Source organism: Cupriavidus sp. GW823-FHT07A04, from assembly GCF_058794615.1.
Genome location: NZ_JBXAHA010000024.1, coordinates 106,426 through 128,103 on the forward strand (window position 1 = coordinate 106,426; position 21,678 = coordinate 128,103).

Consider the following 21,678-nt stretch of genomic DNA (forward strand, 5'->3'; position numbering starts at 1 on the left):
TCCACTAAACGTATCGTATTAAGCGTCCGTTGACTTGGCATTCAAACTTCTTTTCCCAAAAAATGGAGCCATTGCCGGGTGGACGTGGAACACTTTTTTGCGGCTTTGGCAGATCGAAGTTTCGGCATCGATGCCCACATGCCGTCTAGCGGTGCCGGAACACCGCCGCCCTTCTCTCCAAAAACGCATTCATCCCTTCCTTCAGATCCTCCGTGGCAAACAGCGCATGCAACTGCCGCCGCTCGAACAGCATGCCTTCGGACAGCGATGATTCGCAGGCGCGGTTGATCGCCTCCTTGACCGCCATCATCGACGGCAGCGAGAAACCGGCAATTGTCTGCGCCACCGCCATCGCTTCATCCATCAACCGCCCGGCGGCCACCACCCGCGATACCAGCCCGCTGCGCTCCGCTTCACCCGCATCCATGTTGCGCGCCGTCATGCACATGTCCATGGCTTTCGCCTTGGAGATGGCGCGCGGCAGGCGCTGCGTGCCGCCCGCGCCGGGAATGACCGCAAGCTTCAGTTCCGGCAGGCCGAACACCGCGTTGTCCGCCGCGATGAGAATGTCGCAGGCCATGGCCAGCTCGCAGCCGCCGCCAAGCGCGTAGCCCGCGACCGCGGCGATCACTGGCTTGCGCACATTGCGCAGCGTCTCCCAGTTGCGCGTGATGTAGTTGGACTTGAACACGTCCATATAGTCCCAGCCGCGCATGGCCGCGATGTCCGCGCCGGCGGCGAAGGCCTTGTCGTTGCCGGTGATCACGATGGCGCCAACGCCGTCGTCCTGATCACACGCCAGCAACGCCAGGCCGAGCGCATCCATCAGCGCATCGCTGAGCGCGTTCATCTGCCGGGGACGATTGAGGCGGATCACGGCGACGCGGCCGCCCATCTCCAGCAGGACCAGGTTCTTGTCGCTCGCAGGCGTGGCTTCATGCGCGGTCACTGGATGCGCCCTCCCCTTGCCCGCTCTGGCGAAGTTGCTCCCGCAGCCTGAATTTCTGAATCTTGCCCGCTGGCGTCGAGGGCAGCGCACCCTGCACGACCAGCCGCTCGGGGATGTACTGCGCGGCCATCTTCTGCGCCTTGAGGAAGTCCACCATCGCCGCCATGTCGAATGGCTGGCCGTCGTGGGTCACGATGAAGGCGCAGGCGCGCTCGCCGAGGCGCTCGTCGGGATAGGCGACGATGGCCACCTGCGCGACGGCCGGATGGCGGTACAGCAGGGTTTCGATTTCGACCACCGGGATGTTCTCGCCGCCGCGGATGATGACGTCCTTGCTGCGGCCGTCGATGCGGATGTAGCCGCGCGCGTCGATGCGGGCCAGGTCGCCGGTATCGAACCAGCCGTCCGCGTCGGTGTCGTTCAGGTGCGCACGGCGCAGGTAGCCGCCGAAATTGGAGCAGGAGCGCACCAGCAGGCGGCCGCTGGCGCCCACCGGCAACGCCGCGCCCGCTACGTCGACCACGCGCACTTCCACGCCGGGCAACGGGCATCCGTCGGTGCTGGAGGCGCGCTCATCGTCATCCTCGAGCCGCGTGGTGGTCACCGCGCCCATTTCCGACATGCCCCAGGCGGAGATCACCTTGGCGCCCAGCGCGCCGCGCGCCAGCTCCACCAGTGCGCCGGGGATCGGTGCGCCGGCGCACAGGAAGGCGCGCAGCGTGGGCACGGCGCCGCCAGTCTCGGTGACCGTGCGGGCCAGGTCGGTGAGGAACGGCGTGGAGGCCATGGTGAACGTAACGCCCTCCTGCCGGATCAACGCTACGGCTTGGCGCGGCTCCCAGATGTCCTGCAACACCACGCTCGCGCCCAGCATGATCGGCATCATCAGGCCATACATGAAGCCGGTCTGGTGCGCCATGGGCGAGGCCATCAGGATTACGTCGTCCGCACCCAGGCGCAGGCGTTCGGCGTACGTGACGATGTTGGCCATGAGCGTGTTGGACGAATGCAGCACGCCCTTCGGCTCGCCGGTGGTGCCGGAGGTGTAGATGAGCTGGGTGATGTCGTCCGGGCCGGGGCGATGGCCAGCCGCCAGGTCCGGCGCGCCGGCGCCGGCCAGCAAGGTCTCGAACGAATTGGGCCCGGCGCCGCCGATCACGGCCACGTGCCGCAGGTCAGGTAGCGCCTGGCGCAGGCCATCGAACATGGATTCGTAGTCAAACCCGCGAAAGCGCTTTGGGATCACCACAACCTTGCTGCACGCGTGCCGGAGCATGAACGACAACTCGCGCTCGCGCAGGATCGGCATCAGCGGATTGAGCACCGCGCCAAGGCGCGCGCAGGCAAGATAGAGCGCGGTGAACTGCCACCAGTTGGGCAACTGGCAGGACACGACATCGTTGGCGCCAACGCCCAGCCTGGCGAGGCCCGCCGCGATGCGCCCGGCCTGCCCGGCCAGTTCCCGGTACGTCAGGTGCGTGGTCTCGCCGCTTTCCACCTGCAATGCACTTAGCGCGACCTTGTCGGGGCAAGCGGCCACGCAGTCGTCCAGCGCATCGTTGATGGTGCGCTCTGGCCAGAGGCCTTGCGCGACGCTGGACGCGCGGCGCGGGGGCAACAGGATGGCGTCGAATTCCATGGCATGTCTCCTCGTTGTTATCGTTTTGGTCAGGCTTGCTCGCTGGCGAGATCAGGCTGGTACCGCTTCCCGGCCCGCGCGGGTACGGGCGATGATGGTCTTCATGATCTGGGCCGTGCCGTCGCCGATCTGGAAGCCGAGCACATCACGCAGGCGCTGCTCCATCGGGCCGCGGTCGTAGCCGCCGTGGCCAAACGACAGCAGGCACTGGTGCACCACGTCGTAGGCCAGCTTGGGCGCCCACCATTTGCACATCGCGGCTTCGGCCGTGTGCGGCAGGTTGCGGTCTTTCAGCCAGAGCGTCTGCAAGCACAGCAGGCGCGCGGCAGTGACCTGCGTCTCGAAATCCGCCAACGGATGGGACACGCCCTGGAAGGCGGCCAGCGGCTTGCCGAAAGCCTCGCGCTCGGCCACGTATTCCCAGGTTTCTTCCAGGCTCGCCCTGGCCACCGCCAGTACCTGCAGGCCGATCAGCGCGCGGGAGAAATCGAAGCCCTGCATCACCTGCACGAAGCCCTCGCCTTCCTTGCCAAGCAGATGGCTGACGGGCACGCGCACGTTCTCGAAGAAGATCGAGCCGCGCCCGATGGCGCGCTGACCGTGGCAGTCGAAGCGGTTGGTGGTGATGCCGGGCAGGTCCATCGGCACCAGCAGCGCCGAGACGCCGCGCGCGCCCGCCTCGACGGAGCCGCTGCGCGCGAACACCACCGCGGCGTCGGCCTGGTCGGCGGCGGAGATGGAAGTCTTCTCGCCGTTGAGCACGTAGTGGTCGCCGTCGCGCTCCATGCGCAGGCGCAGGTTGGCCGCGTCCGAGCCGCCGCGCGGCTCGGTCAGCGCGATGGCGAACAGGGCTTCGCCTTGCGTCAGGCGCTGCAGCCACGGCCGCGCGATCTCCGGGGCGGCGTGATGCGCCAGGATCTGCCCGTTCAGCGAGGCCAGCAGGTTGATGTAGGAAAGGCTCAGGTCCGCGCGCGCCACTTCTTCGTGGATCACGCCGGCCGCCAGGCAGCCCAGGCCCTGGCCGCCGTATTGCTCGGGCAACTCGGGGGCGATAAAGCCCATCTGGCCCATTTCGCGCATCAGCGCGCGGTCAAGCTCGCGGGTGCGGTCGCGCTCCAGGAAGCCGGGCGCGATACGTTCGGTGGCGAAGCGGCGGGCATGGTCGCCGAGCGCGGCCAGGTCTTCGTCGAGATAGGGGTTCATGGTGTCTCCAGGAGGTCTTGCCGCATGGCGCGCCGATGCGATGCACCGTGCGGCCGCGTTGCTTGTGAGCGCAACGTCGGCTATGGCGGCTATGGCGGCTTACTTGGCGTGCTTGCGGAAATCGGGCTTGCGCTTTTCCTGGAAGGCGGTGACGCCCTCGCGCGATTCCTCGGTGTCGTAATAGAGCTTGAGCGCGTACATGCCCATGCCGGCGATGCCGCTCTGGTGGGCCGTGTCCATGTTGAACGAGCGCTTGGCGATGGCCAGCGCGGTGGGGCTCTTCTCCATGATCTCGTCGCACCACTTCTGCACTTCGGCGTCGAGCTGTTCATGGGGGACGACAGCGTTGACCAGGCCCATGGCGAGGGCTTCGGCAGCCGGATAGCGGCGGCACATATACCAGATCTCGCGCGCTTTTTTCTCGCCCACCACGCGGGCCAGGAAGGCCGTGCCATAGCCGGGATCGACCGAGCCGACCTTGGGGCCGACCTGCCCGAACACGGCCTTCTCGGACGCGATGGTGAAGTCGCAGATGGTGCAGATGACATTGCCGCCGCCAATGGCGTAGCCCTGCACGCGGGCGATGACAGGCTTGGGCACATCGCGGATGGCGTTGTGCAGCTCTTCCATCGGCAGTCCGATGGTGCCGCGGCCGTCGTACTGGCCTTCATGCGCGGACTGGTCGCCGCCGGTGCAGAAGGCTTTTTCGCCGGCGCCGGCGAGCACAATGGCGCCGATCTCCCGGTCATAGCCGGCGCGGTTGATGGCGTGGATCAGTTCGTCGCAGGTGCGCCCGCGGAAGGCGTTCATCTTCTCCGGGCGGTTGATGGTGATCCAGGCCGCGCCGTTGCGCACGTCGTAGAGAATGTCTTCGTAGTTCATGGTCGTTGTCTTCGTTGTCTTCGTTGTCTTGGAAGCCGCTGCAACCGCTGCAGCCGGGTTCAGCCGTTCATGGTCAGGCCGCCCGACACGCTCAGCACCTGGCCGGTGACGAAGGCCGCGTCGTCGCTGGCAAAGAACACGATGGCGCCGGGCAGGTCCTCCGGCTGGCCGATGCGGCCGAGCGGGATCGAGCGGGTGAAGGCCTCGATCAGCTTTTCCGGGTTGCCAGCGCCTTGCTTGTAATCCTCGAACAGCGCGGTATCGGTCGGGCCGGGACACACCACGTTGACGGTGATGCCGTGGCGGGCGTGCTCACGCGCGATGGTCTTGGAGAACGACACCAGGCCACCCTTGCACGCGGCGTAGACCGCCTCGCCGGAGGAACCCACCCGCGCCGCATCGGAGGCGATGTTGACGATGCGCCCGCGCCTGCGCTCCACCATGCCGGGCAGCACCGCGTGGTGCATGTGCAGCGCGCCGGTGAGGTTGATGGCGATCAGGCGGTCCCATTGCGCCGGCTCGGTCTTGGTAAAGGGCTTGAACACGTCCCAGCCGGCGTTGTTGACCAGCACGTCGATGGGGCCAAGCTGGCTGGTGGTGGCCGCCACGGCGGCATCCACGCTGGCGCGGTCCGTGATGTCGCACTGGAATGCTTCGGCGCGGCCACCGTTATCGCGGATGCGGGCTGCGACCTGCTGCGCTGCCGCCAGGTTCAGGTCGAGCACGGCCACGGCGGCGCCCTCCCGCGCAAAGCGCCGGCAGGTTGCCCCGCCGATGCCACCGCCACCACCGGTCACGATGACCGTCTTGCCTTCGAGTCTTTGCACAGTGTTCTCCTTCGTGGTCCAGGGTGCTATCGTGCGGCTGATAGGTCGCGCGCCAGCGTTTAAATACGTAAATATATTGACGTATAATAGGCGGGCAACTGGACCAATGCAAGTACGGCTACTCTGGAATTTATGATGGTTAACCCCGATTTTGACGATGATCTTGCCCCGGCCGCGCGCATGGAAATGGCAAACAGGTTGTTCTTTCGCCTGTACCAATGCGCAAATATGTTGCACAAAACGGGGTCAAGGGCGGTCGAGGCCGAAGGCCTGACGACGCAGCAGTGGGCCGTGCTGGGCGCGCTGTCGCGGCCACAGGCGGCCGATGGCATGAGCGTGGGCGACCTGGCGCGCTACCTGATGGTGAGCCGGCAGAACCTGTCGGGGCTGATCAGCCGCATGGAGCGCGACGGCCACCTGAGCATGGCGCCCGACGGACGCGACCGGCGCTCGCGGCTGGTCACCATGACGCAGACCGGGCGTCATGTGTGGTTGCGCCTGGCGCAGCCCAAGATCCGGGATTACTACGAGCGGGCGCTGACCGATTTTTCAACCGGCGACATCACCCACACGCTGCACTACCTGCTCAAGCTGCTGGAAAACATGAAGGGGCTGGATGCCGAAGGCGCCGCGCCGGAGGATGGGCGGGAGTGAGGCGTCGTGCATGAAGGGGGGGAATGGCGCAAACCGGCGGCCATCACCGGCTTGCGTTATTACGCTGTCGCCTTATTCAGCCTTGATGCCGCGCGTGCGGATCAGTTCGGCCCAGCCCGCGGTTTCCACGCGGATACGCGTGGCGAGCGCATCCGGCGTACCGGCAACCGGCTCCATGCCCTGCCGCGCCAACTCTTCACGCACGGCCTTGCTGCCGAACACCTCGCGCACGTCGGCATGGAGCGCCTCCACCACAGGCGCCGGCGTGGCGCGCGGCACCAGCAGCGCGTACCACGAGCTGACCTCGATGCCGCGCACGCCCTGCTCGGCCAGCGACGGAATCGCGGGCGCCGCGGGCGAGCGCGTGGCCTGGGTCACGGCCAGCGCGCGCAACGCGCCGGAGCGGATAAACGGCGCCAGCGTGGGCAGCGTGCCGAACAGGATCGGCACCTGCCCGCCCACCACATCGTTGAGCGCCTGCGTGGTGCCCTTATAGGGCACGTGCAGTAGCGCGATGCCGGTCTGCTGGCGGAACAGCTCGCCGGCGAGGTGCAGACCGCTGCCCACGCCTGGGCTGGCATAGCCAAGCGGCGGCTTGGCGCGCTGGGCCAGCGCCACCAGTTCCTGCACGGAGCTAGCGCGCACGGAAGGGTGCACCGCCAGCACATTGGGCGAACTTGCCAGTAGCGAAACCGGAAGGAAGTCTCGCTCGACGTTGTAGGACAGCGCCGGGAACAGCGTTGGGTTGATGGTCAGGTTGCCGGCGGGCGCCACCAGCAAGGTGCAGCCATCGCCCGCCGCGCGGCGCACCGCATCGATGCCGATATTGCCATTGGCCCCAGGCTTGTTGTCCACCACCACGGTTATGCCGCGGCGCTGGTGCAAACCCTGCGCGAGCGTGCGCGCGAGCAGGTCGGCCGGGCCACCCGCCAGGAACGGCACGACAATGCGCAGCGCGCTGCAGGCAGGGGCGGGTTGCGCGGCGCGCGCCGCTGGTGCAGCGCCAATCCACAGGCAGGAGATCGCGAGGCAGGCAGCGGCGGGCCAGCGCAGTGCACGCCTGAGGTTGGTTTCGGACTTCGGATGTCGCACTGGGGACCTGCTAAGGGTTGGCGTAATGAGAGTGACTCCCTGGCTTTTGTTTTATATATAAAACCATGAATCGCTATTGAGACAAATGAAAATATAGCCCGCCCTTTCCCGGAACGGGTCTAGGGTAATCCCTTGGTTTTTGGGGAAGCAGGTTTCGCGCCTAAACTAAAGACGGCACCCCGCCAGGCGCACGCCGTCCATGCCACTTTCGCGGCACGCGAACACCGCCACAGGGGGGGCAAAAGGGGGGATGCCGTGCAAGGCTTCCAACTCACGCTGTTCACCATCGAAAACCGCCGCCACCACGGCAAGCAGCTATCCCACTGGCTGCTGCAAATCTTGCGCGAACTGCAGATCCGCGGCGCCACGCATATGGTGGCGGCCGAAGGCATCGGCCATGACCGCCGCTTTCACACCTGGCATTTCCTGGAGCTGGCCGACCGGCCGGAGGAGATCACCGTGATTGCCACGGAGGAGGAAGTGCAGCGGCTGTTCGACCGCCTCGCCCTGGAAGACGTCCAGGTGTTCTACGCCAAGACGCCGGTGGAGTTCGGCTTCCTGGGAAAAAGCAGCGCGCCAGGGGCGCAGAGCCCCTGACCTGGCTGGGCCACGCGGCCTCACTCGGCCAGCGTGCGCCAGTCAATCCATGCTGGCCGCCACGCTAGCGCCGGTGCTGCCGCGCAAGGTGGCCTCCGGCAGACGCGCCACCAGGAAGGGCGCCACCAGCGACACGGCGGCGCTGAGCAGGAACAGCGTACGGAACGCGGCTTCGGCCACCGCCCGCACCGCGCCGGCATCGGCCGAAGTGCCCGCATCGCCCCCCACCATGGCGCGATGGAACATGCTCATCAGGATGTCCTCGCCGCCGGCCAGGTCCGCGATACCCATGCCGCCATGGCGCAACAGTGCGATCAGCACGGTGGTCAGCACCGCCACGCCAACCGCGCCGCCAAGCATGCGCGAGAAGGCGGTCAGCGCCGTGGCCACGCCCACCTGGTGCGCAGGCACCGCGTTCTGGGTAGCAACCAGGCCGCTTGGCAACTGCAGCCCGATGGCCAGGCCGAGCATCACCATCACCAGCGCGGTCAGCAAGACCGCATGCGGATCAACGAACGCCAGCGCGACGATCGCCAGCGGCGCGACCAGCGAGCCCGCCAGCTGCAGCGGCTTGTAGCGGCCGCTCCACGTCATCAGCCGCCCGGAGATGAACGCGCCAAACGGGATGGACAGCGTCAGCGGCACCAGCCGCAGCGCAGCGCTATCGGCCTGCACGCCGCCCACTACCTGGAAGCGCAGCGGCAGCAGCACGGACATGGCGATCAACTGGAAAAAGCACAGGAACAGCGTGACGCAGCAAATCGTGACCGTCGGCACGCGCAGCATGTCCAGCGGGATCATCGGGTCCGCCACCCGGCGCTCTTGCCACACGAACAGCACCATGGCGACCATCCCGGCCACCAGCAGGCCAAGCGTCTGCGGCGTGGCGGCAGACTGCCCCTGCCCGAGCCGGGTCAGGAACACCAGCACGCCGGTCAGGCCGCCACCGAACAGCAGCGCGCCGACGTAGTCGATGCGATGGCGGCGCCTGCCCGCCGGCAGGTGCTTGAGCGCACGGCGGACCACCAGCAGCGCGATCAGCGCCAGCGGCAGATTGATCCAGAAAATCCAGCGCCACGACAGGTAGTGCGCCAGGTAGCCGCCGATCACCGGGCCGGCCATGCTGGCCACGGCCCATACGCCGCTCACATAGCCCTGGTAGCGGCCACGGTCGCGCAGCGGCACCACATCGGCAATGGTGGCCTGCGACACCGAGATCAGGCCACCGCCGCCCAGCCCTTGCAGGACGCGCGCGATGATCAGTTGCGGCATGGTCTGCGCCAGCGCGCACGCGATCGAAGCCAGGAAGAACAACACGATGGCAAACGACAGGACCGAGCGCCGCCCGAGCAGATCCGAGAGCTTGCCGTAGATCGGCGTCACCACCGTGGAGGCCACCAGGTAGGCCGAGACCACCCAGGCCATCTCCTCGAAGCCGTTAAGCTGCAGCGCGATCTCCGGCAACACCACGGCCACGATCGATTGCTCCAGCGCCCCCAGCAGGATGGCCAGCATCAGCCCGAAAATGATCTGCGTCACCGGCACCGGCGGAACCGGCGGGGGGACGAATGCCGTGTTGCGAGGGTTACCGCCGTCGTCCGCGGCCTCGGAGGAGGCGGAAGTGGCTGAGGCGATCGCGGTCGCGGGTGACCGGGCGGAAGAAGGCGGAGCTGAAGCCGCCAGGAAGGACGGCATGGAGACGGCGGTCATGGGCGCAGGGGAGAGAACGCTTGCGGCGAGGGACATTGAGTGCGGCGCCACCGCGAACGGGCGGCATCGCTCCTGTCTGTTTTTGTATACAAGGGCGCTATTGTAGGCCTAAGCCTTGCGCCTTGCAGCCGCCCCGCCGCCTTGCCGGGCTCCTGACCTGAACGCCGCCAAGGCGACATTCAAGGCGACGTTGCCTGTCTCAGAACGATTCCCAGTCCCCTGCAGCCACAGCCGGGCTGCCGGCAGCCGGGGTGCGCGCGGCGCGGCGCGGCGCCGGTGTGGCCACGGCAGCAGCCTTGGCCTGACGGGCGGCGGGCAGCGCCTTGGAAGACAGCACTGGTTCGCGGCCCTGGCGCACCACCGGCGCGCGGGCCTTGCTAGGCAACACGGGCTCGCGGGGGGGGGCGGACCGCGCCGGCACGTGGCGCTACGGCGGCTGGCCGGGCCGCCGGCTTGGCGGCGGTTGCTGGTGCTACTCGTGCTGCCGGTGCTGCCGGTGCTGCCGGCGCTGCTTGAACCACCTGCACTGCCTGGGCAGCACGAGCGGCCGGAGCCACGGGCTTGGCCGGGGTCGGGCGAGCCGCCCCCGGGCGGGCCGGCGGGTGGCTCTTGCCACCTGCGGCCGTGTGCGCCGCAGGGCGCCGCCCCGCGGCTGCCGGCGCCACGCGCGCTGCGGCTACCGCCCGCGCAGGCGCAGCCGGTGCCGGCGCCCGTGCAACATGCGTTTGCGCCGGTGTCACCTGGAACCTGGATACATCATCGACCAGCCCGGCTGCCTGCTGCTGCAGGCTCTCGGCGGCGGCGGCGGCTTGCTCCACCAGCGCGGCGTTCTGCTGCGTCACGCTTTCCATCTGATTGATGGCACGGTTGACCTGCTCGATGCCGGAGGACTGCTCCTCGCTGGCCGCGGCGATCTCGCCCATGATGTCGGTCACGCGCTTCACCGCCCCGACGATATCGTCCATGGTGCGGCCGGCGTCCTCGACCTGCTTGGCGCCATGGGCCACCTGCCCCACCGAGCCATTGATCAGCTGGCCGATCTCCTTGGCCGCCGACGACGACCGCTGGGCCAGGCTGCGCACCTCTGCGGCCACCACGCCAAAGCCACGTCCTTGCTCACCGGCGCGGGCGGCTTCCACCGCCGCGTTGAGCGCCAGGATATTGGTCTGGAAGGCAATCCCTTCGATCACGCCGACGATTTCGGCGACCTTGGCCGACGATTGCGAAATATGCTGCATGGTCTCGACCACGCCGCGCACTGCGTGCCCGCCCGCCGCCGCCACGCCGGAAGCGCTGACCGCCAGTTCGTTGGCATGGCGTGCATTGGCCGCGTTCTGCTTGACCGTCGAGGTGAGCTGCTCCATGGATGCCGCGGTCTGCTCCAGGGATGCCGCCTGCTCCTCCGTGCGCTGGGACAGGTCGGTATTGCCCCTGGCGATTTCCCGGGTCGCGCCATCGATCGACCGCGTCGCGCCCTGGATGCCGTGCACCAGTGTCGCCAACTGCCCGAAAGCGCGCTCCAGCGCCCCCAGCATGCGGCCCATCTCGTCATCGCTGCTGGCTTGGATGACATAAGTCAGGTTGCCATGTGCGAGCGCTTGTGCCGCATCCAGCGCTTGCCGCGCCGGGCGCGTGATCGAGCGCGTGATGCCGATGCCGAGGACGGCGGCCAGCGCGACCGCGGCGGCAGCCAGGCCCAGCAGCAGGTTGCGCGCCATCTCATAGCGGGCATTGGCCTCCTGCACGGCAGCGGCGGCCACTTTGCGCCCCCCGTCGGACAATTCGCTCAGCTTGTCGAAGTAAGGTGCCTGCGCCGCCGGCAGGGTCGCGACCAGCGCGCTGCGAGCGCTGTCGAACTCGCCGCCCTGCAACTGGCGCAACACCGTGTCGAGCTGGGTGTCGTAAGCATTGCGTGCCTCGATCAGGGCACGATAGGTTTCCTGGATCTCAGGCCTGGCGGACCTGGAAAGCCACTTCCCAAGTTCATCCAGCGTGCCACGCATGTCCTGGCGCAGCGCGCCGATGCGCTCGGCGTTGCGCCGCACGGCAACCGGATCCTCATTCAGGGTGGCATCGCGCACCAGGATGCCGGTGCGCAGCGCATCTTGCTTGACACGCTCGATCTCCAGCACCTTGAACAGGCGCCCTTCCACTGTCAGGCGCATCGATTCGTTCATGGTGCGCAGGGACATCATGCCCAGCACGGCCACGGCAACCAGCAGCAGCGCCACGAGCGAAAACGCTACCGTCAGGCGCACCCCAATGCCAAAGTTTCGCAACCAACGCATCTTCCCGGCTCCTTTAACTCTTATCGCGCGCGCTTCATCCTCGCCCCGGACAGATTTCCGGAGCGACGCCGCATCGCGGGCTTAACGGCAGGGACGGGAGCAAGCTTGAGGGCTAAACAGCGACTTCCACAAAGAAGCGGAAAAATGCGGAATTGAAAGGGAATATAAGGGGGAAAAGCCCGGCAATTCGAACGATTGGCCGGCTGCAACCTGTCGTCTAATGTCACCCATGCACTTCGAAGTGCCGCCACCGGCGCTTGTCGCCGAGGGCGCACAACAAGCAAAGTGGGCGCACAAAAAAAGAAGCCCACGCGCGGGGTGCTCGTAGGCTTTCCAGGACAGCTTTAGAGCCGAAAGGCCCTGAAGCGAATATAAACCTGCTTACATGAGGTGTAAATCCAATTTCTATCAGGGATAACTCTGATAGCAAAAGTGTCGAAAATGTCACTCAAGTGGCGAATACGCGGCATGGGATACATCGCAGCAGCAGGCCAGGGCCACCTTGTTGCCCGCAAACCCGTGCCAGATAGGGAATGCGGGCGCAGGTGGCGTTGGGACTTGCCACGCAAGCGCCTATCAATGCATAGATTTGCAGCGTGATGCAATAGTTTTATTAGAGGAAAACCTCTACACGAGACGCGCCCCCCAACCGTCAAGATTTGTAAGAAATTTTGTTACCCTCGCCCCTGAAGTATTCCCCTTCTCTTCTGGCGGCGTCGCCCGCCACAGCTTGCGGAGCAGCATCGGATCCACCGCCTGGACACAACCCAGGTCCGGTCCCGGCCCATGCCGCCTCGCCGTCCCGCGCCAGCACCGAGAGCGGATGTTTCATCCCCCGCCCAGCCCAGGCCGCGCCACAGCCGGCGCCCAGCCGTGCTGTCACACCGCATTGCCCAGGCCCAGTTATTGGACCGTTGCCAGCCGCCAGAACCCGAGCGGGCTCTTCCGGAGAAGTTGTGAACAAGAAGGTAACCAGGATCGATCGCCCGAGCCGGAAACTGCAGCACCTGCAGCTCTCCACCCACAGCGCAAGTCGCAATCCTGTCGTCGTGCATTTATCGAACGGCATTCGACTGCACGGCGTGATCATGGCGGCGGACAACTATATGGTGCTGCTGGCAGAGTCTGCGCAGGACCCGCTTCCGCAGATCGTCTACAAGCATTCCATCGCCGTGATCACGCCGGCTCACGCCCCCGAGGCCATGGCCTGCGTGCCCGGGGCGGAGACCTCGCCGGATTTTGTCAGCTTATATACACCGCGTACCCGCAAGCGCCGCTAGGCGTTGCCGGCGTCACGCCGCAGGCCCGGCGGGGCTCGTTTCGCGCCGAATCCGCCACTCAGTTTCAATCCATCGCAAAGATCACTCTAAATCTTTTCCGGCACCAACCGATAACCCAAACAACGGTGGCACTTCTCGCCCAGCATTGCCTGGCAGCCAACGTTGCGGCAGCAGCCGGATTGCACAATCTACTGTAAAGAATAGGAGTCGTACCATGTCGATGACCATCAATACCAACACGTTGTCCCTGATGACGCAGAACAACCTGAACGCTTCGCAATCGTCGCTGAACAGCGCGATCCAGCGTCTGTCGTCGGGCCTGCGTATCAACAGCGCCAAGGACGACGCCGCCGGCCAGGCGATCGCCAACCGCTTCACCGCCAACATCAACGGCCTGACGCAAGCACAGCGCAACTCCAACGACGGCATCTCGCTGGCGCAAACGACTGAAGGCGCGCTGAACGAAGTCAACAACAACCTGCAAGCTATCCGTACCCTGTCCGTCCAAGCCGCAACGGGCAGCAACTCGGCAAGCGACCTGCAATCGATCCAGGACGAAATCACGCAACGTCTGGCTGAAATCGACCGCACTTCGCAACAAACCGACTTCAACGGCGTCAAGGTCCTGTCGTCCACCGCCACCCCGCTGAGCGTGCAAGTCGGCGCCCAAGACGGCCAGACCATCTCGATCGGCCTGCAAGAAATCAGCTCGAAGACCCTGGGCATGACCGGCTTCACGGTGGCCAAGAACGCACTGAGCACCAGCGGCGCCATCACCACGGTTGCAGCCGCCACCGGCTCCGCACCGGTTTCGGTCAACCTGACCTCGGCTGCCAACGCCCTGTCCGCCGTCGTCGGCTCGACCGTCAGCACCAGCTCCCTGACCCTGAACAACGTGCTGGACACCGCCGGCAACGCCACCAGCAACTACGTGGTCAAGTACGGCAACGACAACTACGCTGCCTCGGTCGACGCCGCCACCGGCAACGTCACCCTGAACAAGGTGCAAGTGAAGATCGGCGATGCCGCCAACGGCAACACCGGCAACACCGTGGCTGGCCAGCTGGTCAAGGTCGGCGCCAACACCAGCGGCGCTGCAGTCGCTTTCATCACCCAAGGCGGCAACAACTACGCGCTGTCCGCCGGTACGCAGGCTGGCGCCCAGGCCAACGGCGGCTCGACCACCACGTCGGTCACGGATGCCACCCAAATCGAGCTGAGCACCGCCGGCACCACCACCGCAACGGCCCAGTTCACCGGCTCGGGCAGCACCAACCCGCTGGCCCTGATCGACAAGGCGCTGGCCACGGTCGACAAGCTGCGCAGCTCGCTGGGCGCAGTGCAGAACCGCTTCAACTCGGCCATCACCAACCTGGGCTCGGCTGTGACCAACCTGTCGGCTTCGCGCTCGCGCATCCAGGACGCTGACTACGCGACCGAAGTGTCGAACATGTCGCGCGCCCAGATCCTGCAACAAGCAGGTACGTCTGTGCTGGCCCAGGCCAACCAGTCGAACCAAGGCGTGCTGTCGCTGCTGCGTTAATTCTCGCAACAGACGGCGGTCTCCTAGCAGGACGGGCTCTACCCGGGCCCGTCCTGCCGGGAATGTTTTCAGAGCGGTCTCCGCTCTGAAAGCGTTTCCACCGAAGCCTTTTGTGCACCGACCCAACGTTGCGAGAACAGATCATGATCAGTTCGACCGAACCGCTACTGCCAAGGCCGGCCACGCTCACCGCTGGGCCGGCATCGTCCGTTGGTGCCGCCGGAGCGGCGAGAAGCCAGGCGGATCCGGGTTCGGGGCCAGCGGAATCGAAGCCGGCCGACAGCGCCCATGCGGCCGGCAGCACCGGGCTGGACAGTGCGCTGAAGAGCCTCAACGAGGCACTGGAGGCCACCCCGCTCGAGGTCCGCGTCAGCATCGACAAAGCCACGCACAGAATGGTCACGAGTGTCGTGGACAAGGTCTCCGGCGAGACGATTCGCCAGTTCCCCACAAAAGAAGTCCTGCGCATTGTCCGCGCCATTGATAAGCTGCAGGGCCTGCTGATTCACCAAACCGCCTGATCGGGCGCCTCTCCCCGCACACATAAACCACAGGTACGCATCATGAGTTCAACGAGTGCAACGAGTTCGACAAGCGGTTCAGCGATTTCGTCGCTTGGTGTTGGTTCCGGCCTGGATCTGAGCACTTTGCTGACCAATCTGAAATCGGCGGAACAGCTCAAGCTCACCCCGATCACCGATCAGCAGAGCGCGGTCAACACCCAGCTTTCAGCTTATGGCGTGCTGCAGGGGGCGCTGGCCTCGTTCCAGTCCGCCGCCACCGCCCTGGGCACGGCCAGCCTGTACAACAGCACCACCACCTCGTCGAGCAACACCAGCGTGCTGAGCACCTCGGCCGACAATACCGCGGTGGCGGGCAGCTATGCCGTCAACGTCTCGCAGCTGGCACAGTCGCAGACGCTGGTCTCGAACGGCATCACCGACAGCACCGGCCAGCAGCTGGGCAGCGCCACCATCCAGATCCAGTTCGGCACCACCACCACCAGCGGCGGCACGACCACCTTCACACCCGGCAGCGCCGCGGCAGCGTCGATCAACATCAACGGCACCAACAATACGCTGAGCGGCATCCGCGACGCCATCAATGCCGCCAATGCCGGCGTTACCGCCAGTATCGTCAACGACGGCAGCAGCACGCCCTATCACCTGGTGCTGACCTCGAACACCACCGGCGCTGCTTCGAGCATGAGTGTTTCGGTCAGCAGCAACGGCAGCGGCGACCCCACCACCATCAGCAACCTGCTGACGTACAACCCGGGCGGCACGACGGCGATGACGCAGAACATCGCGGCACAGGACGCCAAGCTCAGCATCAACGGCCTGGCGATCACCAGTGCCAGCAATTCGGTCCAGGGCGCGGCCCAGGGCGTGACCCTTAACCTGGCCACCACCGGCACCAGCACGGTGAACGTGGCCAGCAACACCAGTGCCATGGCTACCGGTGTGCAGAGCTTCGTCACCGCGTACAACACCCTGCAGTCCACGGCGGCCCAGCTCTCCGCCTACGACCCGAGCACCAAGACCGCCGGCGCGCTGCTGGGCGACTCCACGCTGCGCGTGATCGAGAACCAGCTGCGCAACGTCATCAATACCCCGCAGACGGCCACCGGCACCACCGGCCTGACCAACCTGACGCAGATCGGCATCAGCTTCAACGCCGACGGCAGCATGTCGCTGGATTCGAGCAAGCTCAATACCGCACTCACCACCAACCGCACGGGCGTCGCGCAGTTGTTCAGCGGCACCGACGGCAAGTCGGGCTACGGCAACCAGCTGTCGAGCGCGGCGGCGGGCTTTGTCTCGCCCACGGGCGCGCTGACTACCGCCACCAACGGTGTCAACGCCACGCTCAAGTCGCTCGCGACCCAGTACACCGATGTGTCGGCCCAGATCGATGCCGCGGTGGCGCAATACCAGACCGAGTTCCAGAACCTGGACACGCTGATGGCACAGCTGAACTCGACCAAGACTTACCTGACGCAGCAGTTCAGCTCTTCGACCAGCACGTCGGGCTGAGCCCGGCCGGGTTTCTCGCACACGTCATAACAAACTCAGGGAGCGCCGCCATGTACGCACGCACCGCCGCCAACGCCTACACCAATGTCGGCCACGAGACCGGGGCCATGAGTGCCTCGCCGCACCGCCTCATCGTCATGCTGTTCGATGGTGCACGGGCGGCGATCGCCCGCGCCAAGTTCCACATGGAAGCAGGCAAAATCGCCGAGAAAGGCAAAGCCGTCTCCAACGCCATCAACATCATCGAAAGCGGGCTGCGCGCGTCGCTGGATCATGGCGCCAGCGCCGAGCTTGCCGGCAATCTCGATGCGCTCTACGACTACATGACCCGGCAGCTGATGCTAGCCAACCTGCATAACGACGAGAGCCGCTTCAACGAGGTGGACAAGCTGCTGGCCGACATCGCCTCGGCGTGGAGCCAGATCGATCCGGCAGCCATGCCGGAGCCTGCGCCCCAGGCGTCCATGCCGAGGGAAGCGGTCTCCATAGGGTCCTGACATGCTGCCGCAAAAGAAGAAGATCATCGCCTGCTACGAAGAACTGCTGCGCCTGTCCGGCCTGATGTGCGAAGCCGCGCGCGCGGGCAATTGGGATACCCTGTGCGCGCTGCAGAACGGATACGTCACCCAGGTCAGCACGTTGAAGAGCATCGACGACGTGGCATTGCTGAGCGCCGAAGAGCGGCGCTACCGCTACCGGATGCTGGAAAACATCCTGTCGCAGGATGCCGCCATCCGCAACCTGGTCACGCCGAAGATGGAGGAATTGGGGTACCTGCTGAATAACTCGCGCCGCCGCCAGGAACTGCATCACGCCTACGGCTCGCCGGCCTGATACGGCGAATGATCGGCATCAACCTTCCGGCAGATGTATCGCTTGCCCTGCGCGCGGATCCGCAGGCGCTCAAGTCCGCCCTTACCGTAGCCAAGCTCGCAGCCCTGCAGCCGGTTGGCACCGTCACCGACATGGTGGGGTCTGCCGAGGGCGGCAACACCGTGCAGCAAGGCCGGGCTGGAACGGTCGGTACCGGCATGCCGCCTGCGCCCGAAGGCGCGGCAACGACTTCGGCGCGCGAGTCGCTCAGCACGGCCGCGCGCGTCATCCTCGATATCCTGGACGGCACCGACGCCGCGCCGCTGCGCAGCGCGGCGCCCATCGTGGCCACACCGCCTGGCAGCGGCCAGGCCGGCTCGCTGGCAAGCGCGCTGGCCCGCCAGGTTGGGCAAAGCGGCCTGTTCTATGAGTCGCATCTCGGCCAGTGGCTGAACGGCACGCGCGCGCTCGACAGCCTGATGCGCGAGCCACAGGCCATGCTGGGGCGCCCGCCCGCTCCGCCGGCCACCACGGATCCCGCACAACCCGTATTGCAGTTGACGTATCAGCCGGCCGCGGGCGCGGCGGCGCCTGCCCCGGCGCAGGCTGTTGCCCAGGCGGCTGCCAAGGCAGCCACCGCTGTCGCCGTCGCGACGGATTCGGGCAGCCTCCCCCTTCCCGCAGAAGGTCCCGGTGCCGACACGCCGGCACAAGCGCAGAAGGCCGCGAGCACTTATTCAGCGCCCGCTCCCAGCACCGCCTCCACGGCGGCGGCGCCTGCCGCGAACCCGTCCACGCCCTCGGCACATCTCGCCCAGCAGGCAACCCAGGCCTACCAGGCAGCTTCAGCCACGCCAGCGCCGCGCACGGTGCATCTCTCGGCGGACGACATCTTCGGCGCAAGCAAGCCGGCCGCCGACCCGTTGCGAGCCGCCAGCGCCACCGGCCCCGCCGTGCACCCCGATGCCACCACCTTGGTGCGCCAGCAGCTCGACACCCTGGCAACCCAGCAATTCCGCTGGATGGGCGAAGCGTGGCCGGGTACACCGATGCAATGGCAGATCCTGCGCGAGCAGGATGACAACCCCGCGCGCGGGCAGGGCGAGCCGGATGCCATTGCCGACGGCATCTGGTCGACCCGGCTGGTCCTCGAATTCCCCAACCTTGGCACCGTGGAGGCCAGAATCAGGCTGACCGGCAACAGCATCGAAGCACGCCTGGCGGCGCCCGCCTCCGTCAATCTCCTGGCCGGTGCGCGCGCGCAGCTCCAGGATCGCCTCGCCGCGACCGGCCTCGATCTCACTGCGATGGCGGTGGATGGCATCTTCCAACCGGCCGGGGGCACCAGGCGGTGAGTCAACCCGACGACAACGCGCGCGGCTCCGCGGTAGCGCTGAGCTACGACGAAACGCGCGACAATAGTCCCCGCGTGGTAGCCAAGGGCTACGGCGACGTTGCCGACGCCATCATCGCCCGCGCCCGCGACAGCGGCGTCTATGTCCACAACTCCCCCGCGCTGGTGACCCTGCTCATGCAGGTCGACCTGGACTCGCGCATCCCGGAGCAGTTGTACGTGGCCGTGGCCGAATTGCTGGCCTGGCTGTATCAGCTCGAAAAGGGCGAGGCACAAGCCGGTTCCGCGCCGGCGTCGAATACGTTCAGCCCTCGCTGAGTCCCCGGCGGCGGCCGCCCTCCCCCCCGAAAGCGCCGCATTCACCCCACTGCTGCCCCGCCTCCGGAATTAGCCTCTTTTTTGGCTTGTATTCCGGCCTCCCCGTGCCTGTCGTCCTGATAACTTTCAGGGGCCGGAACAGCCTGGCGATGCCGCCGCGACACCGCCTTTCCCGGTACGCGGCGGCGTCGCCAATAAGCGCATTGCCTGTACCAGCCCGCCAAGACGGGCCCAACCGATGAAACCTACCAACGCTAGCAAGTCTCCCCGCCAGATCGAGAAGGCTCGCGCAGCCTACCAGGCCGGCCAGTACCGCGCTGTACTCAGAGAAGCCGAAAAGGCGGAGCAGATCCTCGGCAAGCGGGCCGACGCCTCTTACTGGCAGATGGCAGCCTGGCTGGCCCTGCAGGATACGAAGAAGGCCGGCGAGATCCTGCGCGACGGGCTGCAGCATTTCCCCGACGACATCGAGCTGATGTCTCTTGGCGGTTTCGTCCTGCTGCGCAACGGCGAGCACGAGCAAGCCAGGCAACTGCTGCAGCACTGCGTCGGCGCCGCTCCCGGCTCGCTGAGCGCGTGGGTGCACTACGCCGCCCTGCTGCTGGAGTTGCGCGAACCCGCGGCGGCCAAGGAAGCCGCCAGCAAGGCACTGGCGATCGACCCCAACGAAGCCACTGCGGCCTGCAACTACGCCCTGGCCCTGAAGGAGACGGGCGAAATGGTGGAGGCCATGCCGGCGCTGCGCAAGGCGGTAAAGCTGGCACCGCGCAGCCTCGCCATCCGGGCCAACCTGCTGTTCGCGATGTTGTTCGCCCAGGAGACCACGGCGCTTGACCTGCTGCGCGAAGCCAGAACCTACGAAGCGCTGCTGCTGGACGGCCCGCGCTTGCCGCGCAACGACATTGCGCCGCGGCGCACCAGCGGTCCGATCCGCCTGGGCCTATTCTCGAACGACCTGCTGCGCCACGCTTGCGCCTACTTCATCCTGCCGCTGATGGCACATCTGGACCGCTCCCGGGTGGAAGTGGTGGCGCTCTCGCTCAACCCGCAGAGCGACCACGTCACGGACAAGATCCGCCTGCACGCCAACGAGTTCATCGAACTGGCGGGAAGAACCACCACCGACATCGTGCAGACCATCCGCGACGCGCAGCTCGACGTCGTGATGGATCTCGGCGGCCATACCGGCAATTCGCCGCTGCCATACATGGTGCACGAGCTGGCGCCGGTGCAGATGACCTGGCTTGGCTATCCCGGCAGCACCGGCCTGAAGTCCATCCAGTACCGCATCAGCGACGCGACCTGCGACCCGGAAGGCTTCGAGCCCCACTACACTGAAACCCTGCTCAGGGCGCCCACCGTCTTCTGCACGTATGCGCCGCTGGTGCACAGCCCGCTCAATGCGTACGGCCCGAAATACAGGGTCCAGGAGACGCCGGCGCTGCGCACTGGCGCGATCACCTTCGGCTCCTGCAACAACCTGGGCAAGATCACCGAGCAGACCGTGGCCCTGTGGAGCGCGGTTCTGGCCCGCTGCCCGGACAGCCGCCTGCTGATCGAAGCACGCGACCTCGACAACGACGCCGTCAGCGGCCCCCTGCTGGCGCGCCTGGCCCAGGCCGGCATCGATCCGGCCCGGGTCGCCTGCGTCCCCCGGCTGGCGACGAACCAGTACCTGACCTATCACGACATCGACATCATGCTGGACACCGCGCCGCTGACCGGCGGCACCACCACCTGCGACGCCTTGTGGATGGGGGTGCCGGTGATCACGCTGGCGGGGTCGGCCTTCCACTCGCGGATGTCCGCCAGCTTCCTGCATGCGCTCGGCCTGGGTGGCCTGATCTGCCACAGCGACGAAGCGTACGTCGAGATGGCCGCGCAACTGGCCGCGGACGCAAACCAGCTCAACGCCTTGCGCCTGTCGCTGCGGCAGCGTTTCGAGCAGAGTCCCCTGGCCGACAGCGCCGCCTTCGCGCGCTGGATGGAAGACCAGCTCACCGAAGCGCTCAAGCCGCACCGCCCGGTCGACAGCACGCCCGGCCCGCACGACGGCGTGTACTTCTCCGGCACCTGGCACACCATGGCGGAAATCGTGATTGCCGTCGCTGGACTGCTGGAGGCGGGCCGCTACGTGGAACTGCGGGCGCTGCTCGAGAACTTCTCGGCGAAGTGGCCCAGGCACTGGATCGTTCCCTACGCACTCGCCGAGATCGAACATCGCGCCGGGCAGCACGACACCGCGGTCGATTACCTGATGGAGAGCGTTGGCCTGCGGCCCTATCACCTGCCGCTGTACCGCCTGCTTAGCGCGCGGCTCGACGAGTACCAGTACGACAAGGGCTCGCTTGGCGAATTCATGCTGCAGCAACTCGGGGTGCCGCTGGCACTCGTCGAACAGCAGGGTGCGCCAACGGTGCTGGAAGTCCTCGGCATCGACGTCAGCCAGCCAATGCAAGCCGAGCCGGCACATGCATGAGCTACCGCTCGCCC

At 66.4% G+C, this 21,678-nt stretch carries 20 protein-coding genes; 11 read left to right on the plus strand and 9 right to left on the minus strand.

All coding sequences use genetic code 11. The annotated features are described in order from the left end of the window. Positions 1 to 145 precede the first annotated feature (145 nt). The 5 genes from AC1Q7Q_RS33765 to badH all read right to left on the minus strand — a co-directional run bounded on the left by AC1Q7Q_RS33765 (position 146) and on the right by badH (position 5,500). A complete protein-coding gene (locus AC1Q7Q_RS33765; RefSeq protein ID WP_492372367.1) occupies positions 146 to 949 on the minus strand; it encodes an enoyl-CoA hydratase in 804 nt (267 codons plus the stop codon). Beyond that, positions 936 to 2,588, minus strand: a complete 1,653-nt coding sequence (aliA, locus tag AC1Q7Q_RS33770; protein WP_492372368.1) for a cyclohexanecarboxylate-CoA ligase — start codon at positions 2,586 to 2,588, stop codon at positions 936 to 938. Before aliA ends, AC1Q7Q_RS33765 begins: the two co-directional genes overlap by 14 nt. Positions 2,589 to 2,639: 51 nt before the next feature. Then, on the minus strand, positions 2,640 to 3,791 hold the full coding sequence (gene aliB, locus AC1Q7Q_RS33775; RefSeq protein WP_492372369.1) for a cyclohexanecarboxyl-CoA dehydrogenase: 1,152 nt from the start codon (positions 3,789 to 3,791) through the stop codon (positions 2,640 to 2,642). A gap of 99 nt (positions 3,792 to 3,890) precedes the next feature. Next, positions 3,891 to 4,673, minus strand: a complete 783-nt coding sequence (gene badI, locus AC1Q7Q_RS33780) for a 2-ketocyclohexanecarboxyl-CoA hydrolase (RefSeq protein WP_492372370.1) — start codon at positions 4,671 to 4,673, stop codon at positions 3,891 to 3,893. Between the two features lie 59 nt (positions 4,674 to 4,732). Continuing rightward, complete coding sequence (badH, locus tag AC1Q7Q_RS33785) at positions 4,733 to 5,500, minus strand: 2-hydroxycyclohexanecarboxyl-CoA dehydrogenase (protein ID WP_492372371.1); 768 nt, start codon at positions 5,498 to 5,500, stop codon at positions 4,733 to 4,735. Between the two features lie 135 nt (positions 5,501 to 5,635). Here badH and AC1Q7Q_RS33790 point away from each other — a divergent pair, with 135 nt between their 5' ends. Continuing rightward, on the plus strand, positions 5,636 to 6,154 hold the full coding sequence (locus tag AC1Q7Q_RS33790) for a MarR family winged helix-turn-helix transcriptional regulator (protein WP_492372389.1): 519 nt from the start codon (positions 5,636 to 5,638) through the stop codon (positions 6,152 to 6,154). A gap of 72 nt (positions 6,155 to 6,226) precedes the next feature. Here AC1Q7Q_RS33790 and AC1Q7Q_RS33795 read toward each other — a convergent pair whose 3' ends face one another. After that, entirely contained in the window at positions 6,227 to 7,177 is a 951-nt protein-coding gene (locus tag AC1Q7Q_RS33795) for a tripartite tricarboxylate transporter substrate binding protein (RefSeq protein WP_492372390.1), read from the minus strand. A gap of 324 nt (positions 7,178 to 7,501) precedes the next feature. Here AC1Q7Q_RS33795 and AC1Q7Q_RS33800 point away from each other — a divergent pair, with 324 nt between their 5' ends. Then, positions 7,502 to 7,843 carry a DUF190 domain-containing protein gene (locus AC1Q7Q_RS33800; RefSeq protein WP_492372372.1) on the plus strand — a complete coding sequence of 114 codons (342 nt, stop codon included), beginning with the start codon at positions 7,502 to 7,504 and terminating at the stop codon, positions 7,841 to 7,843. A gap of 42 nt (positions 7,844 to 7,885) precedes the next feature. Here AC1Q7Q_RS33800 and AC1Q7Q_RS33805 read toward each other — a convergent pair whose 3' ends face one another. The 3 genes from AC1Q7Q_RS33805 to AC1Q7Q_RS33815 form a co-directional block, all read right to left on the minus strand. After that, entirely contained in the window at positions 7,886 to 9,358 is a 1,473-nt protein-coding gene (locus AC1Q7Q_RS33805; RefSeq protein ID WP_492372391.1) for an MDR family MFS transporter, read from the minus strand. Between the two features lie 394 nt (positions 9,359 to 9,752). After that, positions 9,753 to 9,938 carry a hypothetical protein gene (locus AC1Q7Q_RS33810; RefSeq protein WP_492372373.1) on the minus strand — a complete coding sequence of 62 codons (186 nt, stop codon included), beginning with the start codon at positions 9,936 to 9,938 and terminating at the stop codon, positions 9,753 to 9,755. Beyond that, positions 9,931 to 11,841: a methyl-accepting chemotaxis protein gene (locus AC1Q7Q_RS33815; protein WP_492372374.1), complete on the minus strand. Its 1,911-nt coding sequence runs from the start codon at positions 11,839 to 11,841 to the stop codon at positions 9,931 to 9,933. Before AC1Q7Q_RS33815 ends, AC1Q7Q_RS33810 begins: the two co-directional genes overlap by 8 nt. 956 nt (positions 11,842 to 12,797) lie before the next feature. On the opposite strand from AC1Q7Q_RS33815, the gene AC1Q7Q_RS33820 reads away from it, so the two are divergent. The 9 genes from AC1Q7Q_RS33820 (at position 12,798) to AC1Q7Q_RS33860 (ending at position 21,664) form a co-directional block, all read left to right on the plus strand. Next, positions 12,798 to 13,121, plus strand: a complete 324-nt coding sequence (locus AC1Q7Q_RS33820) for an RNA chaperone Hfq (RefSeq protein ID WP_492372375.1) — start codon at positions 12,798 to 12,800, stop codon at positions 13,119 to 13,121. Positions 13,122 to 13,335: 214 nt separating this feature from the next. Continuing rightward, positions 13,336 to 14,664 (plus strand): FliC/FljB family flagellin, encoded by a 1,329-nt coding sequence (locus tag AC1Q7Q_RS33825; RefSeq protein ID WP_043353502.1) that lies wholly within the window; start codon positions 13,336 to 13,338, stop codon positions 14,662 to 14,664. 143 nt (positions 14,665 to 14,807) lie between these two features. Beyond that, positions 14,808 to 15,185, plus strand: coding sequence for a flagellar protein FlaG (locus tag AC1Q7Q_RS33830; RefSeq protein WP_492372376.1), 378 nt, complete (start codon positions 14,808 to 14,810; stop codon positions 15,183 to 15,185). Between the two features lie 42 nt (positions 15,186 to 15,227). After that, positions 15,228 to 16,700, plus strand: a complete 1,473-nt coding sequence (gene fliD / locus AC1Q7Q_RS33835; protein WP_492372377.1) for a flagellar filament capping protein FliD — start codon at positions 15,228 to 15,230, stop codon at positions 16,698 to 16,700. A gap of 50 nt (positions 16,701 to 16,750) precedes the next feature. Then, on the plus strand, positions 16,751 to 17,197 hold the full coding sequence (fliS, locus tag AC1Q7Q_RS33840) for a flagellar export chaperone FliS (protein WP_492372378.1): 447 nt from the start codon (positions 16,751 to 16,753) through the stop codon (positions 17,195 to 17,197). Position 17,198: 1 nt separating this feature from the next. Next, positions 17,199 to 17,534, plus strand: a complete 336-nt coding sequence (locus AC1Q7Q_RS33845; protein ID WP_492372379.1) for a flagellar protein FliT — start codon at positions 17,199 to 17,201, stop codon at positions 17,532 to 17,534. A gap of 8 nt (positions 17,535 to 17,542) precedes the next feature. Then, positions 17,543 to 18,868 carry a flagellar hook-length control protein FliK gene (gene fliK / locus AC1Q7Q_RS33850; protein ID WP_492372380.1) on the plus strand — a complete coding sequence of 442 codons (1,326 nt, stop codon included), beginning with the start codon at positions 17,543 to 17,545 and terminating at the stop codon, positions 18,866 to 18,868. After that, positions 18,865 to 19,185, plus strand: a complete 321-nt coding sequence (locus AC1Q7Q_RS33855) for an EscU/YscU/HrcU family type III secretion system export apparatus switch protein (RefSeq protein ID WP_492372381.1) — start codon at positions 18,865 to 18,867, stop codon at positions 19,183 to 19,185. The genes fliK and AC1Q7Q_RS33855 overlap by 4 nt, the downstream gene beginning before the upstream one ends. Before the next feature lie 238 nt (positions 19,186 to 19,423). Next, a complete protein-coding gene (locus AC1Q7Q_RS33860; protein WP_492372382.1) occupies positions 19,424 to 21,664 on the plus strand; it encodes an O-linked N-acetylglucosamine transferase, SPINDLY family protein in 2,241 nt (746 codons plus the stop codon). Positions 21,665 to 21,678 lie beyond the last annotated feature (14 nt).

Coding starts and splice junctions, on each gene's coding strand:
- fliD (WP_492372377.1), top strand. CDS start 15,228: ATGAGTTCAACGAGTGCAACGAGTTCGACAAGCGGTTCAGCGATTTCG.
- AC1Q7Q_RS33845 (WP_492372379.1), top strand. CDS start 17,199: ATGCTGCCGCAAAAGAAGAAGATCATCGCCTGCTACGAAGAACTGCTG.
- AC1Q7Q_RS33805 (WP_492372391.1), bottom strand. CDS start 9,358: ATGCTGGCCATCCTGCTGGGGGCGCTGGAGCAATCGATCGTGGCCGTG.
- fliS (WP_492372378.1), top strand. CDS start 16,751: ATGTACGCACGCACCGCCGCCAACGCCTACACCAATGTCGGCCACGAG.
- AC1Q7Q_RS33860 (WP_492372382.1), top strand. CDS start 19,424: ATGAAACCTACCAACGCTAGCAAGTCTCCCCGCCAGATCGAGAAGGCT.
- badI (WP_492372370.1), bottom strand. CDS start 4,673: ATGAACTACGAAGACATTCTCTACGACGTGCGCAACGGCGCGGCCTGG.
- AC1Q7Q_RS33815 (WP_492372374.1), bottom strand. CDS start 11,841: ATGCGTTGGTTGCGAAACTTTGGCATTGGGGTGCGCCTGACGGTAGCG.
- aliA (WP_492372368.1), bottom strand. CDS start 2,588: ATGGAATTCGACGCCATCCTGTTGCCCCCGCGCCGCGCGTCCAGCGTC.
- AC1Q7Q_RS33825 (WP_043353502.1), top strand. CDS start 13,336: ATGTCGATGACCATCAATACCAACACGTTGTCCCTGATGACGCAGAAC.
- AC1Q7Q_RS33830 (WP_492372376.1), top strand. CDS start 14,808: ATGATCAGTTCGACCGAACCGCTACTGCCAAGGCCGGCCACGCTCACC.
- aliB (WP_492372369.1), bottom strand. CDS start 3,791: ATGAACCCCTATCTCGACGAAGACCTGGCCGCGCTCGGCGACCATGCC.
- AC1Q7Q_RS33790 (WP_492372389.1), top strand. CDS start 5,636: ATGGTTAACCCCGATTTTGACGATGATCTTGCCCCGGCCGCGCGCATG.
- fliK (WP_492372380.1), top strand. CDS start 17,543: ATGATCGGCATCAACCTTCCGGCAGATGTATCGCTTGCCCTGCGCGCG.